Here is a 17469-nt window from a genome sequence, read left to right as displayed (position 1 = left end):
CGAGGCTTTTCAATAGTGGCGGAGAGATAGGGATTTGAACCCTAGGTACGCTATTAACGTACGCCGGTTTTCAAGACCGGTGCTTTCAACCACTCAGCCATCTCTCCACAAATTGTTACTAAAACTTAGTCTTACTTAAATAATGCTAAATCTCAGTTTTGCCTTTAGATTTTTTAAAATCTAAAAACAGTAAGCAAGCCTGGCGATGTCCTACTCTCACATGGGGAAACCCCACACTACCATCGGCGCTAATTCGTTTCACTTCTGAGTTCGGAATGGAAGTCAGGTGATCCAAATCGCTATGGTCGCCAAGCAAATTCTTTAATTCGGAAAACTGATTTTAAGTTCTACTACACATTCAATCGTTCTTGCATTGAGTCCATCAAAACCCCTTGGGTGTTGTATGGTTAAGCCTCACGGGCAATTAGTACAGGTTAGCTCAACGCCTCACAACGCTTACACACCCTGCCTATCAACGTTCTAGTCTCGAACAACCCTTTAGGATACTTAAAGTATCAGGGAAGACTCATCTCAGGGCTCGCTTCCCGCTTAGATGCTTTCAGCGGTTATCGATTCCGAACTTAGCTACCGGGCAATGCGTCTGGCGACACAACCCGAACACCAGAGGTTCGTCCACTCCGGTCCTCTCGTACTAGGAGCAGCCCCCTTCAATCTTCCAACGCCCACGGCAGATAGGGACCGAACTGTCTCACGACGTTCTAAACCCAGCTCGCGTACCACTTTAAATGGCGAACAGCCATACCCTTGGGACCGACTTCAGCCCCAGGATGTGATGAGCCGACATCGAGGTGCCAAACACCGCCGTCGATATGAACTCTTGGGCGGTATCAGCCTGTTATCCCCGGAGTACCTTTTATCCGTTGAGCGATGGCCCTTCCATACAGAACCACCGGATCACTATGACCTGCTTTCGCACCTGCTCGAATTGTCATTCTCGCAGTCAAGCGGGCTTATGCCATTGCACTAACCTCACGATGTCCAACCGTGATTAGCCCACCTTCGTGCTCCTCCGTTACTCTTTGGGAGGAGACCGCCCCAGTCAAACTACCCACCAGGCACTGTCCGCAACCCCGATAAGGGGTCGACGTTAGAACATCAACACTACAAGGGTGGTATTTCAAGGACGGCTCCACGCAATCTAGCGACTGCGCTTCAAAGCCTCCCACCTATCCTACACATGTAGGGTCAATGTTCAGTGCCAAGCTGTAGTAAAGGTTCACGGGGTCTTTCCGTCTAGCCGCGGGTACACTGCATCTTCACAGCGATTTCAATTTCACTGAGTCTCGGGTGGAGACAGCGTGGCCATCATTACGCCATTCGTGCAGGTCGGAACTTACCCGACAAGGAATTTCGCTACCTTAGGACCGTTATAGTTACGGCCGCCGTTTACCGGGGCTTCGATCAAGAGCTTCGACCGAAGTCTAACCCCATCAATTAACCTTCCGGCACCGGGCAGGCGTCACACCGTATACGTCATCTTACGATTTTGCACAGTGCTGTGTTTTTAATAAACAGTTGCAGCCACCTGGTATCTGCGACTCTCGTCAGCTCCATCCGCAAGGGACTTCACCATCAAGAGCGTACCTTCTCCCGAAGTTACGGTACCATTTTGCCTAGTTCCTTCACCCGAGTTCTCTCAAGCGCCTTGGTATTCTCTACCCGACCACCTGTGTCGGTTTGGGGTACGATTCCTTACAATCTGAAGCTTAGAGGCTTTTCCTGGAAGCATGGCATCAATGACTTCACTACCGTAGTAGCTCGACGTCGTGTCTCAGCCTTAAGAAGAGCCGGATTTACCTAACTCTTCAGCCTACGCACTTGAACCTGGACAACCGTCGCCAGTACTCACCTAGCCTTCTCCGTCCCCCCATCGCAATTGTAAGAAGTACGGGAATATTAACCCGTTTCCCATCGACTACGCCTTTCGGCCTCGCCTTAGGGGTCGACTTACCCTGCCCCGATTAACGTTGGACAGGAACCCTTGGTCTTCCGGCGAGGAGGTTTTTCACCCCTTTATCGTTACTCATGTCAGCATTCGCACTTCTGATACCTCCAGCATGCTTTACAACACACCTTCAACGGCTTACAGAACGCTCCCCTACCCAATGAAGTAAAACTTCATTGCCGCAGCTTCGGTTTATTACTTAGCCCCGTTACATCTTCCGCGCAGGCCGACTCGACCAGTGAGCTATTACGCTTTCTTTAAATGATGGCTGCTTCTAAGCCAACATCCTGGCTGTCTGAGCCTTCCCACATCGTTTCCCACTTAGTAATAATTTGGAATCTTAGCTGGCGGTCTGGGTTGTTTCCCTCTCCACGACGGACGTTAGCACCCGCCGTGTGTCTCCCGGATAGTACTTACTGGTATTCGGAGTTTGCAAAGGGTTGGTAAGTCGGGATGACCCCCTAGCCTTAACAGTGCTCTACCCCCAGTAGTATTCGTCCGAGGCGCTACCTAAATAGCTTTCGGGGAGAACCAGCTATCTCCAGGTTTGATTGGCCTTTCACCCCTAGCCACAAGTCATCCGCTAATTTTTCAACATTAGTCGGTTCTATCCTCCAATTGATGTTACTCAATCTTCAACCTGCCCATGGCTAGATCACCTGGTTTCGGGTCTATATCCAGCGACTAAGTCGCGCAGTTAACACTCGCTTTCGCTACGGCTCCCCAGATGGTTAACCTTGCCACTGAATATAAGTCGCTGACCCATTATACAAAGGTACGCAGTCACACCACGAAGGTGCTCCTACTGCTTGTACGTACACGGTTTCAGGTTCTATTTCACTCCCTCACAGGGGTTCTTTTCGCCTTTCCCTCACGGTACTGGTTCACTATCGGTCAGTCAGTAGTATTTAGCCTTGGAGGATGCATCTCCATATTCAGACAGGATATCACGTGTCCCGCCCTACTCGATTTCACTGAATGTGCGTTGTCAACTACGGGGCTATCACCCTTTATTGCCGGACTTTCCAGACCGTTCGTCTAACGCATATAAAGCTTAGGGGCTAGTCCAATTTCGCTCGCCGCTACTTTCGGAATCTCGGTTGATTTCTTTCCTCGGGGTACTTAGATGTTTCAGTTCCCCGGTTCGCCTCGCTGCGCTATGTATTCACGCAGCGATACTAGCTTATGCTAGTGGGTTTCCCCATTCGGAAATCCCAGACTCAAGTGGTTTTTACTACCTAATCTGGGCTTATCGCAAGTTAATACGTCCTTCATCGCCTCTGACTGCCAAGGCATCCACCGTGTACGCTTAGTCACTTAACCATACAACCCGAAGGAGTTTCGAGTTGATGTTCAAATCACCAAAGTTGTCTCTCATTATTTGAATGAGCGAGAGACATTTCGATTTTGCCGGACTCAATTTCGAATAATCACTTTAAAAGTGATATTCCCAAGAACACTTGAATGTGTTCGTTTACTTTCATTTTAAAAAATGAAAACAAACAGTTGGTGTTTGTCATAAAGACAAACATTGAGAACTTTACAAACAATCTCAAAGATTGTTTTGTCAGCTTTCCAAATTGTTAAAGAGCTAGATTTTCTGATGAAAACCATTTTTAAAGATTCTTTTTCAAGAACACTTAAAGATGGTGGAGCTATGCGGGATCGAACCGCAGACCTCCTGCGTGCAAGGCAGGCGCTCTCCCAGCTGAGCTATAGCCCCATCAAGGTGTCGATACTGTATACCAATTTCAAAAGAAATTGGTGGGTCTGAGTGGACTCGAACCACCGACCTCTCGCTTATCAGGCGAACGCTCTAACCACCTGAGCTACAGACCCAGTATCGTCTCTTACTTATAAACCGTATCAATCTGTGTGGACACTCATCGTGAATAATCATCGTATAAGGAGGTGATCCAGCGCCAGGTTCCCCTAGCGCTACCTTGTTACGACTTCACCCCAGTCATGAACCACAAAGTGGTAAGCGTCCTCCCGAAGGTTAAACTACCTACTTCTTTTGCAGCCCACTCCCATGGTGTGACGGGCGGTGTGTACAAGGCACTGGGAACGTATTCACCGTGGCATTCTGATCCACGATTACTAGCGATTCCGACTTCATGGAGTCGAGTTGCAGACTCCAATCCGGACTACGACGCACTTTTTGGGATTCGCTCACTATCGCTAGCTTGCTGCCCTCTGTATGCGCCATTGTAGCACGTGTGTAGCCCTACTCGTAAGGGCCATGATGACTTGACGTCGTCCCCACCTTCCTCCGGTTTATCACCGGCAGTCTCCCTGGAGTTCCCGACATTACTCGCTGGCAAACAAGGATAAGGGTTGCGCTCGTTGCGGGACTTAACCCAACATTTCACAACACGAGCTGACGACAGCCATGCAGCACCTGTCTCAGAGTTCCCGAAGGCACCAATCCATCTCTGGAAAGTTCTCTGGATGTCAAGAGTAGGTAAGGTTCTTCGCGTTGCATCGAATTAAACCACATGCTCCACCGCTTGTGCGGGCCCCCGTCAATTCATTTGAGTTTTAATCTTGCGACCGTACTCCCCAGGCGGTCTACTTAACGCGTTAGCTCCGAAAGCCACGGCTCAAGGCCACAACCTCCAAGTAGACATCGTTTACGGCGTGGACTACCAGGGTATCTAATCCTGTTTGCTCCCCACGCTTTCGCATCTGAGTGTCAGTATCTGTCCAGGGGGCCGCCTTCGCCACCGGTATTCCTTCAGATCTCTACGCATTTCACCGCTACACCTGAAATTCTACCCCCCTCTACAGTACTCTAGTCTGCCAGTTTCAAATGCTATTCCGAGGTTGAGCCCCGGGCTTTCACATCTGACTTAACAAACCACCTGCATGCGCTTTACGCCCAGTAATTCCGATTAACGCTCGCACCCTCCGTATTACCGCGGCTGCTGGCACGGAGTTAGCCGGTGCTTCTTCTGTCGCTAACGTCAAGTAATGCAGCTATTAACTACACCACCTTCCTCACGACTGAAAGTGCTTTACAACCCGAAGGCCTTCTTCACACACGCGGCATGGCTGCATCAGGCTTGCGCCCATTGTGCAATATTCCCCACTGCTGCCTCCCGTAGGAGTCTGGACCGTGTCTCAGTTCCAGTGTGGCTGATCATCCTCTCAGACCAGCTAGGGATCGTCGCCTTGGTGAGCCATTACCTCACCAACTAGCTAATCCCACCTAGGCATATCCTGACGCGAGATACCTGAAGGTCCCCTCTTTAGCTCGTAGGCATCATGCGGTATTAGCCATCGTTTCCAATGGTTATCCCCCACATCAGGGCAATTTCCTAGGCATTACTCACCCGTCCGCCGCTCGACGCCCTTAACGTTCCCCGAAGGTTCAGTTAAGTCGTTTCCGCTCGACTTGCATGTGTTAGGCCTGCCGCCAGCGTTCAATCTGAGCCATGATCAAACTCTTCAATTTAAGATTTTGTTCGGCTCAACGAATACTGACTTCAAAACTACAAAAGTAATTTTAAAGCTATTATCGTTCCAACAGAACGATAATGAATTGACTGTGCCAAGTCCGAAGACTTGATTGGTCACTCAGTTCATTGAAACCTAATTTGATACCGAGGTATCTAATTGGATTATCATCAACGAGTGCCCACACAGATTGATAGGTCTATATTGTTAAAGAGCTTGCTTTGCGAGAAGTTTTTCTCTCAAAGCGGAGGTGCATTCTAGCGAGATAATTGAGAGTGTCAAACACTTTTTTCAATTTATTTTCTCAGAAGCTTTTCACCTCTCCGACCCTGCTGAAGCCTTATCGCGTCTGCCGTGTCGGTGGATGCGCATTATAGGGAACTCAGATCCGTTCGCAACCCTTTTTTGAAAAAAAATGGAAAAAACTAACTGTTCGATGACTATTTCATCAAAAAAGCAAAAAAGAGGGTAAAAAACCCTCTTTTTCTGCCCCAAAAGCTGTATTTAAATGAATGCGTACGCGTCTGCGAACATACGTTCACTCTTCGCTTTCTTGTTCTGGGTGAACTGTTCACGCGCTGCCCCAGCCATTTCAAAGCGGCCAGCAATATAGATATCGTAGTTTTCTAAGCTTTCGAAATCTTCACTCACCGCTTGTAGCACGTTACCAACTTTACCTTGCCAATCGGCAGGTGCTTCTTCTACTACTGGAACAAAGTGAACGTTAGCAAACTTATCGGCAATCTCGGCCAGTTCTTCTTTAGCATAAAGCTGGCAGTTGTCTCGTGCACCCCAGTATAAATAGATAGGGTTGGTTTTGTTCTGTGCAACACAGTGATCCAAAATCGAACGCACGTAACTAAAGCCAGTACCACCAGCAATCAATAATAGCGGGCGCTCGCTTTCTTCTTGAACCCAAGCATCACCATGTGGTGCATCAATTTCGATATGACCATCTGTTTCTAATGCCGATTGCATTGCTTCAACGACTTCTAATGCGTAAGCATTTTGCTCTGCCGCACCGATGTGCAACTCCAGTTCGCCTTCATGACGGCAAGGGCTACTTGCAATAGAGAAAGGGCGTTTGTCTTTTTCACCCATCACTACCATTAGATACTGACCTGCTTTAAAAGGCACTGGTGATTCTGGGTGAAGAAGGATTTGGTAAGTATTACAAGCTAACGGCTCAATAGACTTTACTTTACATTGGATGGTCATGGTGTTCCTCTCGCTTACTCGTCAAAAGTAAGCACTAAATTACTTTCTGTATAGGCTTGGCAAGGGAATATCCAGCCTTGCTGTTGCTCTTTTTCGGTTAGCATCGGTTCGAGGTGATAACTCACCTCGCCCGTTAGCTTTTTACACATGCACATGGCGCAAGCGCCAACTTGGCAACGGTGTGGGAAGCGAATATTGTTGTTGAGCGCAGCTTCCAACACTGTCTCCCCTTCTTTTACTTGGAACGTAACGTCCATTGATAGAAGGTGGACTTGATGACTCATAGAATACCTAACTGGTCCCAAATCTCATCGACTTTAGCCACAAGTTTAGGATCTTTTTTGATAGGCGTACCCCATTCGCGTGTGGCTTCAGATTCAAACTTATTGGTCGCATCGAGCCCAAGTTTAGATGAGCTACCCGCCTTACCACGAACTTGAGTGGTATCTCTGTCTGGATCCATTCGAGTTGTCACAGCCCAAATGATGTCATTCCAATCTTGTGCATTGACGTCATCGTCGCACAAAATAATGAATTTGTTATCCGTGTACCGAGCAAAGAAGTCCCACAGGTATTCCATCAATGCTTGAGATTGACCAGCTTGGTCTTTCTTCATTGTTACAACAGCAAATTGGTTGTTTGCTGTGGCTGGTAGGTAGATATCAACAATCTCAGGACGTTGCTGTTTCAACTCATTCAGTTCTGCTTCGGTAATCGCTTTACTGTCTCGTTCAGTGACCTTGGTTCGCGTCGCCAGCTCGGCATCCCACTTAATGGTTGCATCTAAACCCATCTTGGATCCAAGACCAACCACTGGTGAAGCAAAGTCGAGCGAGTCGATTGGCGTGTTATCTATCATCAAGGTATCACGCACAGGATCCATATGCTCTGACATGGCTTTCACGACATCATTCCAATCTCGTGCGTTTACCGATTCATCGCACACAATAACAAACTTGGTATACATGAATTGACGTAAGAAAGACCACACGCCCATCATTACGCGCTTGGCATGTCCTGGGTACTGCTTCTTCATGGTGACGACTGCCATTCGGTACGAACACCCTTCCGGCGGTAGATAGAAGTCTTCAATCTCTGGGAACTGCTTTTGCAAAATAGGCACAAACACTTCGTTTAATGCCACACCCAATACAGCCGGTTCATCTGGCGGACGACCGGTGTAGGTACTGTGATAAATTGGGTCCTTACGCATAGTAATGTGCGTAATGGTAAATACGTGGTGCTTTTCTTTTTCGTTATAGTAGCCGGTGTGGTCACCGTAAGGGCCTTCATCGGCAAACTCATTCGGGTCGATATAACCTTCCATAACGATTTCCGCACTCGCTGGCACTTCCAAATCATTACTGATTGACTTCACGACTTCAGTTTTGCTGCCGCGCAGTAAACCAGCAAATGCATATTCCGATAGCGTATCTGGTACGGGTGTTACTGCGCCAAGAATGGTTGCTGGGTCTGCACCAAACGCGACCGAAACTGGGAAAGGTTTACCTGGATTGGTTTCCATCCAATCGCGCAGGTCAAGCGCACCACCACGGTGAGCTAACCAACGCATGATAATTTTGTTCTTGGCAATTTTCTGCTGGCGATAAATACCTAGGTTCTGACGTTTCTTATTCGGACCTTTAGTCACAGTTAAACCCCACGTAAGCAGTGGCGCAACGTCTTCTGCCCAGCAGCTCATCACTGGGATTTTATCCAAATCGACTTCATCACCTTGCCATACAATCTCTTGGCACGGCGCTTTACGTAGACGCTTGGCTGGCATGTTCAACACTTGCTTGAACACTGGCAGTTTTTCTAAGGCGTCTTTAAAGCCTTTTGGTGGCTCAGGTTCTTTTAAATAAGCCAGCAGCTTACCGACTTCTCTTAATTCTTTAACGTCTTCGCGCCCCATGCCAATTGCGACACGTTCTGGCGTACCAAATAGGTTCGTCAAAACAGGTACGTCGTAGCCAATTGGATTCTCAAACAACAGTGCCGGGCCACCAGCACGCAAGGTGCGGTCACTTATTTCTGTCATTTCGTAAGCGGGATCGACGGGGTGAGTGATGCGTTTAAGTCGACCTTTCTGTTCTAGGTGGTCGATAAATTCGCGTAAATCCTTAAAACTCATAGGCCTTCATGCTGGCTGATTAAATTATTCGCAGTATAACAAATAGGAGGACGCTAAGATCCTCCTATTTTGTGTGGGTATGTGAGCTACGCAGCGACAAGAATCGAGCCTTGAAGAACGCTTAATTCAGGAACAGTTATTCCAAGAACTTTTCAATCTGCCGAGCTTTGACTTGGCGATTGTTTGACACTAACTCTTCCAACCAAGATTGATGCCCTTGTTTCGCTAGCTCTCTGGCCACTAAAGTAGCTTCCTCAGAAAGCGCCATTTTAGCGATCAGAAACTGTTTTACGTCGGAAGTAAGAGGATTGGATCTCGTCAGAAGCTCAATTGCATAGGGTTTTAAAGTTGGATTAACAGTAGAGCTCATCAATTGCTGCAAAGAGAATGCATCACCAACTTCCGCTAACCTTGTAAGCTCAGTTTGGCTGTTGTAATCAGCACGCATTCGCCACAGCAGATCATACATCGCCTCATTTTGACTCACTTGTGCTAAACGTACGACAACGGCGGTAGAAGGTAACCAGCTAGTAACGTTTGCATGAGTTAACTGTTTAGTGATTGCCTCAAGTGCATCTGGAGATAAGCTGTCTAATTCGCGGATCAACAATGCCTCTCGAGCTTGTATTTGCTGCGATGTACCGGTAAGCCAATCTTTAAGGTTGAGTTCTTGGCGCTCTGCTTCCAATACAAACTCCAACGTGCTTTGGTCTTGCTTCCAGCGTTTGATCAAACGGCTTGCCACCGCAGGAAAGTTAAATGCGGGTATGCTGAACTCATAACCATCACCACGCTCAAGCACTTGATAGGTTGGCGTAATACTGATTTGGGATTCGACAAAAATGGCCATTCTTGGCGTAAGGATGATTTCTTGTTGCTCAAGCTTTTCGAGCAAAAGAAAACGGACGACTTCTTGTTGAGGGAAAGCAAGTCGGTCGAGAGCGAATTTAAGCGAGTCGACCTCGTCTCTGACTGCATAATCGAGCAATTCAGATACTTTGGTCTGTATGTGGGTATCCTGAAGCCACTGCTCTACCACGGTTTCCTGCATTTCCTTCGCAGATAACGTTGCGGGTAATGTGATAAGTGACAAGCTCAGGAGTAATGACGACAACATTCCTTGTTGCATGTTAACCTCCCGATAACATTTTCTTCATTCTGCTGCTTCTATCGGGAGAAAGCAATAAAAAAGCCACCGATATACGGTGGCCCTTCGCAGAATTACTTATCTGAGACTATTGACGACGCATTGCATCAAAGAACTCGTCGTTGGTCTTCGTCATCGCTAGCTTATCGATTAGGAACTCCATCGCGTCAGTTTCACCCATTGGGTGAACAATCTTACGTAGAATCCACATCTTCTGTAGTTCGTCTGTCTTCGTTAGTAGCTCTTCACGACGCGTACCACTGCGGTTGAAATCAATCGCAGGGAATACACGCTTTTCAGCAATCTTACGGTTCAAGTGCAGTTCCATGTTACCTGTACCCTTAAACTCTTCGTAGATAACTTCATCCATTTTAGAGCCAGTATCGACTAGCGCTGTTGCGATGATAGTTAAGCTGCCGCCTTCTTCTACGTTACGAGCTGCACCGAAGAAACGCTTAGGACGGTGTAGTGCGTTTGCATCCACACCACCAGTTAGTACTTTACCTGATGAAGGCACTACGGTGTTGTATGCACGAGCTAGACGAGTAATAGAGTCAAGCAAGATAACCACGTCTTTCTTGTGTTCAACAAGACGTTTTGCTTTCTCGATTACCATTTCTGCTACTTGTACGTGGCGAGAAGCTGGCTCATCGAATGTTGACGCTACTACTTCACCTTTAACTAGACGCTGCATCTCTGTCACTTCTTCCGGACGTTCGTCGATTAGAAGTACCATCAACTCACACTCAGGGTGGTTGTATGCGATGCTTTGAGCAATGTTTTGCAGAAGCATTGTTTTACCCGCTTTCGGCGGAGCAACAATCAAACCACGTTGGCCTTTACCGATTGGTGATGCCAAATCTAAAACACGTGCTGTGATATCTTCTGTAGAACCATTACCGCGCTCCATAACCATACGCTCATTCGCGTGTAGAGGCGTTAAGTTCTCGAATAGGATCTTGTTACGAGCGTTATCTGGTTTGTCGTCGTTTACGGTGTTGACTTTCAGAAGGGCAAAGTAACGCTCACCGTCTTTTGGTGGACGAATCTTACCAGCAATTGAGTCACCAGTACGTAGGTTAAAACGACGAATCTGACTTGGCGAAACGTAGATATCATCAGGGCCAGCAAGGTATGAGCTGTCTGCGCTACGTAGGAAACCAAAGCCGTCTTGCAGAATCTCCAGAACCCCATCGCCAAAGATGTCTTCGCCGCCTTTCGCGTGCGCTTTAAGAATAGCGAAGATGATGTCTTGTTTTCTTAGACGAGCTAGGTTCTCAAGACCTAGGCTTTCGCCAAGCTTTACAAGGTCAGATACTGGTCTGTTCTTCAGTTCAGTAAGATTCATGGTGGTGGATGCTTGTTTAGTCAAAATAAGATCTGTTTTCTAGTTAAGATGGATTTGGTCTCAGGATCGACCAAGAAGAGAAATTTGTTCAATTAACGCGCGATAAGTTAGCACTAATTAATATTCTAGTCCAGAGTTAGAAAAACAAAACCGCGCATTGTTACATTGCACGGTTTTGTCTGTAATCACTTGGTGATTATAGGTTTGCGTCCAAGAACTCTTTTAACTGAGTCTTAGACAAAGCACCAACTTTCGTTGCCGCTACGTTACCGTCTTTAAATAACAGTAGCGTTGGAATGCCGCGAATACCAAACTTAGGTGGTGTACCCGCGTTATGGTCAATGTTTAGTTTACCGATAGTGAGCTTGCCTTCGTACTCGTCAGCGATCTCGTCCAGAATTGGAGCAATCATTTTACAAGGACCACACCATTCTGCCCAGAAATCCACTAGAACCGGGCCTGCAGCGTTGATTACGTCGTTTTCAAAACCGTCATCAGTAAGCTGCAAAATCTTATCACTCATCTTCCACTCCAATGTGTTTTTCGAAACTGGTTGGATGATAACCAGTAAATAGATGCCCTATTGGAATGTATTTACTTTCGTATTGCAAGCTTTAGCTGATATTCTATAGCTATGAAAAAGACGCATATCACAGAGCAAAAGTTCGCCGATTTGGATTTAAAGCCCCAAGTTATTGAAGGATTGGAAAAAAAAGGGTTCGAGTTTTGTACCCCTATCCAAGCCTTGGCGTTGCCGGTACTGCTCACCGGCCAAGACATTGCAGGCCAGGCCCAAACGGGCACTGGTAAGACCCTCGCGTTTCTTACTGCAACTTTCAACCACCTTCTGACGACACCAGAACATGAAGGCCGCAAGCCGACACAGCCGCGTGCAATTATCATGGCACCAACACGTGAGCTAGCGATTCAGATCTACAACGATGCTGAGCCTTTGATCGCAAGTACTGGTCTTAAAGCAGCACTGGCTTACGGTGGCGAAAGCTACGATAAGCAACTAAATAAGCTTCAAGACGGCGTCGATATCCTGATCGGTACGACTGGTCGTATTATTGATTTCTACAAACAGCGCGTCTTCAACCTAAACAACATTCAAGCAGTTGTTTTGGATGAAGCAGACCGTATGTTTGACCTAGGCTTTATCAAAGACATCCGTTTCTTGTTCCGCCGTATGCCTGAGCCAAAAGAGCGTTTGAACATGCTTTTCTCAGCAACGCTTTCTTACCGTGTACAAGAACTTGCCTTCGAGCACATGCATAACCCTGAGCATGTTGTGGTTGAGCCTGAACAAAAAACAGGTCACCGCATCCAAGAAGAACTTTTCTACCCTTCTAACGAAGATAAGATGGCACTACTTCAAACTTTGATTGAAGAAGAATGGCCAGATCGTGCGATCGTTTTTGCAAACACCAAACACAAGTGTGAGTCAATCTGGGGTCACCTAGCGGCAGACGGACACCGTGTTGGTCTATTGACTGGCGACGTTCCACAGAAGAAACGTGAAAAGATTCTTGAACAATTCACTCGCGGTGAAGTTGACCTACTCGTAGCAACCGACGTTGCGGCACGTGGTCTACATATTCCTCAAGTAACACACGTATTTAACTTCGATTTACCTGATGATTGTGAAGATTACGTTCACCGTATCGGTCGTACTGGTCGTGCAGGTGCAAGTGGTCACTCAATCAGCTTTGCTTGTGAAGATTACGCAATCAACTTGCCACCTATCGAAGAATACATTGAGCATGCAATCCCAGTTTCTGATTACGATGCATCGGCATTGATTCAGGAATTGCCAGCTCCACTTCGTATGCGTGCACCTCGTACTCAGCAACGCCGCACCAATACAGGTGGTACTCGCTCTGGTAACCGTAAGCCGCAAGGACGCCGTCCTCGTCAGCCGCGTCAATCAGCGCCAAAACAATCATAATAGGAAACTGAAGTCGTTTATGAGTCAAGCAGGATCATCACCGCTATACGCCGCCATCGACCTCGGGTCGAACAGTTTTCACATGCTCGTTGTGCGTCACATCGATGGCAGCGTTCAAACCATGGCTAAAATTAAGCGCAAAGTTCGTCTAGCAGCGGGCTTAGATGAACATAATTCTCTTAGTACGGAAGCTATGCAGCGAGGATGGGACTGCTTAAGTCTATTTGCAGAACGCTTGCAGGACATTCCTAAACAGAACATCCGCATCGTCGGTACCGCGACATTGCGTACCGCGACTAATGTGGATGTTTTTCTAGAGAAGGCGAACCAAATTTTAGGTCTGCCTATCGAAGTGATTACCGGTGAAGAAGAAGCCGCCACTATATATAAAGGTGTTGCTCACACTTCTGGCGGCAGTGGCCGCCGTTTGGTGGTTGACATTGGTGGCGCAAGTACCGAACTGATCATCGGCGAAGGTTTTGAAGCCAAAGCACTCACCAGTTTAAAAATGGGCTGTGTCACTTGGTTGGAAAACTTCTTCAAAGACCGCCAGCTCAATGCACGTAACTTTGAAGCCGCTATAGAAGGCGCAAAACAAACACTCAAACCGATTCTGGAGCAGTATACAGAGCTAGGTTGGGATGTCTGTGTTGGCGCTTCTGGCACAGTTCAGGCTCTGCAAGAGATCATGCTTGCGCAAGGTATGGACGAAGTCATTACTCATGCCAAACTCAAGCGTCTGCAAAAACAAGCCATGCTTGCCGATCACTTAGAAGAACTCGATATCGAGGGACTTACCCTAGAACGCGCGTTAGTCTTCCCAAGTGGTTTATCCATTCTTATCGCCATATTCGAGTTACTAGAAATTGATGCGATGACATTGGCTGGCGGCGCACTGCGTGAAGGCTTAGTGTATGAGATGGTCGACGAACTTCGTCAAAATGACATTCGTGCACGTACTATTTGCAGCGTACAGAGTCGTTACCAATTGGATTGCCAATATGGTGAACAAGTAGCAAACCTTGCGAGCAGATTGCTTGAACAAGTCGGTGGTGACGAATGGGTAGCAGAACCACAAGGTAAAGTACTGCTAGAAACAACGGCCAAGTTGCACGAAATCGGGCTAACTATCGATTTCAAGAAAGGCGGTGAGCACAGCGCTTACCTACTACAACATTTGGACTTACCTGGTTATACGCGCGCTCAGAAGTTTGTTATCGGTGAAATCGTTCGACGTTACCGTGAGCAGCTCACCTCTTTACCAGAGCAGCACGCGCTGTCTGGAACTAGTGGTAAGCGATTACTTCGTTTATTACGCCTTGCCGTACTATTGAGCCATCGCCGTAACCCAGCGCTGGAACCAAAAGTCACGCTAAATGCAGAAGGCGACAAGTTAACACTGAACATTGATGCTAACTGGCTTGATGCAAACCCGTTAACAGCCGCTGAGTTGGAAATTGAATCCAACCGTCAGACTGATATTGGCTGGCCGCTTAGCGTCGTCACAAGTTAATCACCATCACTCAATGATTGTTTAAAGAAAGGTCCTTATTAGGGCCTTTTTTATTGTTAATGTACCGTCCTAAATAAGGTTGACACATTTCCAACATGAAATTGGAGAATGTCATGAAATCAACGAGTAAACGAACCCAACGAGATTATTCTCTTGCCTTTAAATTGACGGTTGTTGACCAAGTAGAAAAAGGTGAAATGACCTATAAACAAGCTCAAGAGCGATACGGGATACAAGGCCGATCTACTGTCTTAGTTTGGCTTCGTAAGCACGGTCAGCTAAATTGGTCTAAAGGAATAGAGAAACCAAACACAGTAGGTAATGGCATGCCTGATTCTCCTTCTACTCAAACTCCAGAACAACGGATAAAAGAACTCGAGCAACAACTTGAAGAAACTCAACTGAAAGCGGACTTCTTTGAGGCTGTCGTAAAAGTAATGGATAGGGATTTCGGTGTCCGAATCTCAAAGAAGCGCAAAGCCGAGTTATTAAGGAAAAACGGTCAAAAGGCTCACAGTAACTAAAGCTTGCCACTTCATCGGGATTACTCGGCAGGCGTTTTACAAACGCTACGCGCTCGAGCTTCAGCGAACTCAGAAAGAGCAATCTGTCATTGGGTTCGTCAAAGAGCAAAGGATTCAACATCCTCGATTAGGAACTCGAAAGCTCAAGTACTTACTCAGTCAGAATAACATTGATATAGGGCGAGACTGTCTGTTTTCGTTGCTAAAACAGCATCGACTGTTGGTCTTAAATCGTAGGGCTTATCATCGAACAACAAACAGCCATCACCGGTTCCACTGCCATCCAAACCGAATCAAAGAGGGCATGGTTCCAAATAAACCGGAGCAGTTATGGGTCGCTGATATCACTTACTTGGCAACACGAGCGGGAAATACTTATCTCAGCTTAATCACTGACGCCTACTCGAGGAAGATAGTTGGGTATCATCTAGATGATAATATGAAGACGCCAGCCGTTAAAAGTGCATTCCTGAAGGCTTTGAAAGAGCGGCTATATGAGGGCGAGCTTATTCATCACTCTGACCGAGGTATTCAATACTGTTCTGAGGAATATCAGTCACTACACAGAAAATATCACGTGACATGCTCTATGACTGATGGATACGACTGCTATCAAAATGCTCTAGCTGAAAGAGTAAATGGTATTTTAAAGATGGAGTACTTGCTGACTAAGCCGAACGACTTGAATGAAGCTAAGAAAATGGTTGCTGAGTCGGTGAAACTCTATAATGAACAGAGGCCACATACAGCTCTAAAATACAAAACGCCCGATGAAGTTCATCGAGCGTTTTAACTAAAAGTGTCAACCCATATCAGGACGGGTCATAAGCTTTGTCGAGTTTTACCTGCGTACAGCTCATGGGGCTTTTGGACACCCATGATCTAATTACTCCCCACGCTGTACAAAACCCTCTAAATCCCAGTAAGCAGGTACAAAAAAGCCGCTTGATTTGAGCAAGCGGCTTTCGGGGTTCCCACTGATATTAAGACTGAACGCTTGTCGTCACCTTAAAGTCAGGGTTCACCGCAGTCAGCTTCTTAATCAGGTAATTCAGTAGTACACCGTACATAGGAACGAACAAACCAAGACTGATAATCAGTTTGAATCCGTAATCCACCAGCGCGATTTCTGTCCAATGTTCCGCCATAAATGGATCTGGACTTTGGTAGAACGCAATAGCAAAGAAAGCGATGGTATCCAGTGCATTACCAAAAAGCGTTGAACACGTTGGTGCCACCCACCACTGTTTCATCTGGCGTAGACGGTTGAACACGTGCACATCCATGATTTGACCAAGCAAGTAAGCCATGAAGCTAGCAATCGCAATTCGAGCAACGAACAGGTTGAACTCCCCTAGGTGAGCAAAGCCTTGGAATTGGCCTTCAAAGAACACCACCGATAGGAAGTAAGAGACAGCCAATGCAGGTAGCATCACTAAGAAAATGATCTTACGCGCCATTTTTGCACCGAAAATACGAACTGTAAGGTCGGTAGCCAAAAAGATAAATGGGAAGGTAAATGCGCCCCAAGTGGTATGGAAGCCAAAGATAGTAAACGGGAGCTGAACTAGGTAATTGCTAGATGCAATAATGACTAGGTGGAATAGAACCAGATAGATAAGGGCGTTGCGCTGCTGCGCAGGGGTAAAGTTACTCATGCGATACCTTTTTAGTTTGGTTTGGGGGTGAGGGAACCCAAATCGAGCCCTTTCAATAAAGAAAAGCACTCTTACCAACAATGTAAAATGAAAAAATAAACTGGCTAAGCTCATTCTGAGCGAAGCGGTGGGCGATTATACATTAACCAATTTGACTCGCAAGCGGTCTGTATTACGCAAACGTTTGAGCACAAAAAAGGGCGTTTCATGTGAAACACCCTTTCGTGAAAGTTCTATTTTTTAGAAGCCGTGTTGGAACAATCCCGCTAGGTAATCCAACTCTTCCCTGCTCTCTTCAATCGCTAAGGCTTCAAACCAAATCGCTTCACTGTAATGCTCTGCTTTCATAAACAATCGACAACCTTCAAAGTCGATCAGCCAAGAATGAATGTCCGCATCCCATTGCTTTTCGACCACAGTAGCGGAAAGCAGTCCAAGTAAACGCTCACCTAAAGCAGGAAAACTATCGAGGTCAAAACTTGGTGCGGTTATGATTAAGCGCCCCTCTCGTGCCATGTAGTCCGCTAAGCCAAATTCCTTTTGCATTTTGATTC

11 protein-coding genes, 3 tRNA genes and 3 rRNA genes are annotated in these 17469 nt (G+C 46.7%); 3 read left to right on the top strand and 14 right to left on the bottom strand.

The annotated features are described in order from the left end of the window. Nucleotides 1-16: 16 nt before the first annotated feature. The 12 genes from ITG12_RS11510 to trxA all read right to left on the bottom strand — a co-directional run bounded on the left by ITG12_RS11510 (nt 17) and on the right by trxA (nt 11795). Nucleotides 17-107, bottom strand: a tRNA-Ser gene (locus ITG12_RS11510). Between the two features lie 90 nt (nt 108-197). Continuing rightward, nucleotides 198-313, bottom strand: a 5S ribosomal RNA gene (rrf, locus tag ITG12_RS11505). 90 nt (nt 314-403) lie between these two features. Continuing rightward, nucleotides 404-3289 (bottom strand): 23S ribosomal RNA (locus ITG12_RS11500). Nucleotides 3290-3613: 324 nt separating this feature from the next. Beyond that, nucleotides 3614-3689: transfer RNA gene (locus ITG12_RS11495), tRNA-Ala, on the bottom strand. A gap of 39 nt (nt 3690-3728) precedes the next feature. Further along, nucleotides 3729-3805: transfer RNA gene (locus tag ITG12_RS11490), tRNA-Ile, on the bottom strand. A 65-nt stretch (nt 3806-3870) separates the two neighbouring features. Then, nucleotides 3871-5423, bottom strand: a 16S ribosomal RNA gene (locus ITG12_RS11485). Together the 16S, 23S and 5S rRNA genes with 3 tRNA genes alongside form the textbook arrangement of a ribosomal RNA operon. Before the next feature lie 506 nt (nt 5424-5929). Beyond that, nucleotides 5930-6643: an NAD(P)H-flavin reductase gene (gene fre / locus ITG12_RS11480; RefSeq protein WP_038868577.1), complete on the bottom strand. Its 714-nt coding sequence runs from the start codon at nt 6641-6643 to the stop codon at nt 5930-5932. Nucleotides 6644-6657: 14 nt separating this feature from the next. Continuing rightward, the gene (locus ITG12_RS11475) at nt 6658-6927 is read right to left on the bottom strand and encodes a 2Fe-2S iron-sulfur cluster-binding protein (RefSeq protein ID WP_102386860.1); all 270 of its coding nucleotides are present in this window, start codon (nt 6925-6927) and stop codon (nt 6658-6660) included. Further along, nucleotides 6924-8777 carry a 4-hydroxy-3-polyprenylbenzoate decarboxylase gene (gene ubiD, locus ITG12_RS11470; protein ID WP_248873088.1) on the bottom strand — a complete coding sequence of 618 codons (1854 nt, stop codon included), beginning with the start codon at nt 8775-8777 and terminating at the stop codon, nt 6924-6926. The genes ITG12_RS11475 and ubiD overlap by 4 nt, the downstream gene beginning before the upstream one ends. A 136-nt stretch (nt 8778-8913) precedes the next feature. Further along, nucleotides 8914-9906, bottom strand: a complete 993-nt coding sequence (locus ITG12_RS11465) for a hypothetical protein (protein WP_038868580.1) — start codon at nt 9904-9906, stop codon at nt 8914-8916. Nucleotides 9907-10012: 106 nt separating this feature from the next. Further along, entirely contained in the window at nt 10013-11272 is a 1260-nt protein-coding gene (gene rho / locus ITG12_RS11460; RefSeq protein ID WP_038868581.1) for a transcription termination factor Rho, read from the bottom strand. Between the two features lie 196 nt (nt 11273-11468). Next, nucleotides 11469-11795, bottom strand: a complete 327-nt coding sequence (gene trxA / locus ITG12_RS11455) for a thioredoxin TrxA (protein WP_004745500.1) — start codon at nt 11793-11795, stop codon at nt 11469-11471. 111 nt (nt 11796-11906) lie between these two features. On the opposite strand from trxA, the gene rhlB reads away from it, so the two are divergent. From rhlB to ITG12_RS11440, 3 genes are all read left to right on the top strand, one after another. Further along, entirely contained in the window at nt 11907-13220 is a 1314-nt protein-coding gene (gene rhlB, locus ITG12_RS11450) for an ATP-dependent RNA helicase RhlB (protein ID WP_038877451.1), read from the top strand. 19 nt (nt 13221-13239) lie between these two features. Then, a complete protein-coding gene (gene gppA / locus ITG12_RS11445) occupies nt 13240-14733 on the top strand; it encodes a guanosine-5'-triphosphate,3'-diphosphate diphosphatase (RefSeq protein WP_038868583.1) in 1494 nt (497 codons plus the stop codon). Nucleotides 14734-14846: 113 nt separating this feature from the next. Continuing rightward, nucleotides 14847-16050 (top strand): IS3 family transposase gene (locus ITG12_RS11440; protein ID WP_248873087.1). Its coding sequence is split into 2 segments (ribosomal slippage): nt 14847-15229 and nt 15228-16050, totalling 1206 coding nucleotides; the frame shifts between segments, so codons are not numbered across the junction. A 190-nt stretch (nt 16051-16240) separates the two neighbouring features. Here ITG12_RS11440 and ITG12_RS11435 read toward each other — a convergent pair. Continuing rightward, a complete protein-coding gene (locus ITG12_RS11435) occupies nt 16241-16915 on the bottom strand; it encodes a 7-cyano-7-deazaguanine/7-aminomethyl-7-deazaguanine transporter (RefSeq protein ID WP_045403353.1) in 675 nt (224 codons plus the stop codon). Nucleotides 16916-17155: 240 nt separating this feature from the next. Further along, nucleotides 17156-17461 (bottom strand): DUF3630 family protein, encoded by a 306-nt coding sequence (locus ITG12_RS11430; RefSeq protein ID WP_237304758.1) that lies wholly within the window; start codon nt 17459-17461, stop codon nt 17156-17158. Nucleotides 17462-17469: the final 8 nt, after the last annotated feature.

Source organism: Vibrio sp. ED002 (genome assembly GCF_023277445.1).
GTDB lineage: Bacteria > Pseudomonadota > Gammaproteobacteria > Enterobacterales > Vibrionaceae > Vibrio > Vibrio jasicida.
The sequence above is the reverse complement of the archived record's forward strand: the minus strand, read 5'-3'. Positions and strand labels throughout refer to the sequence as shown.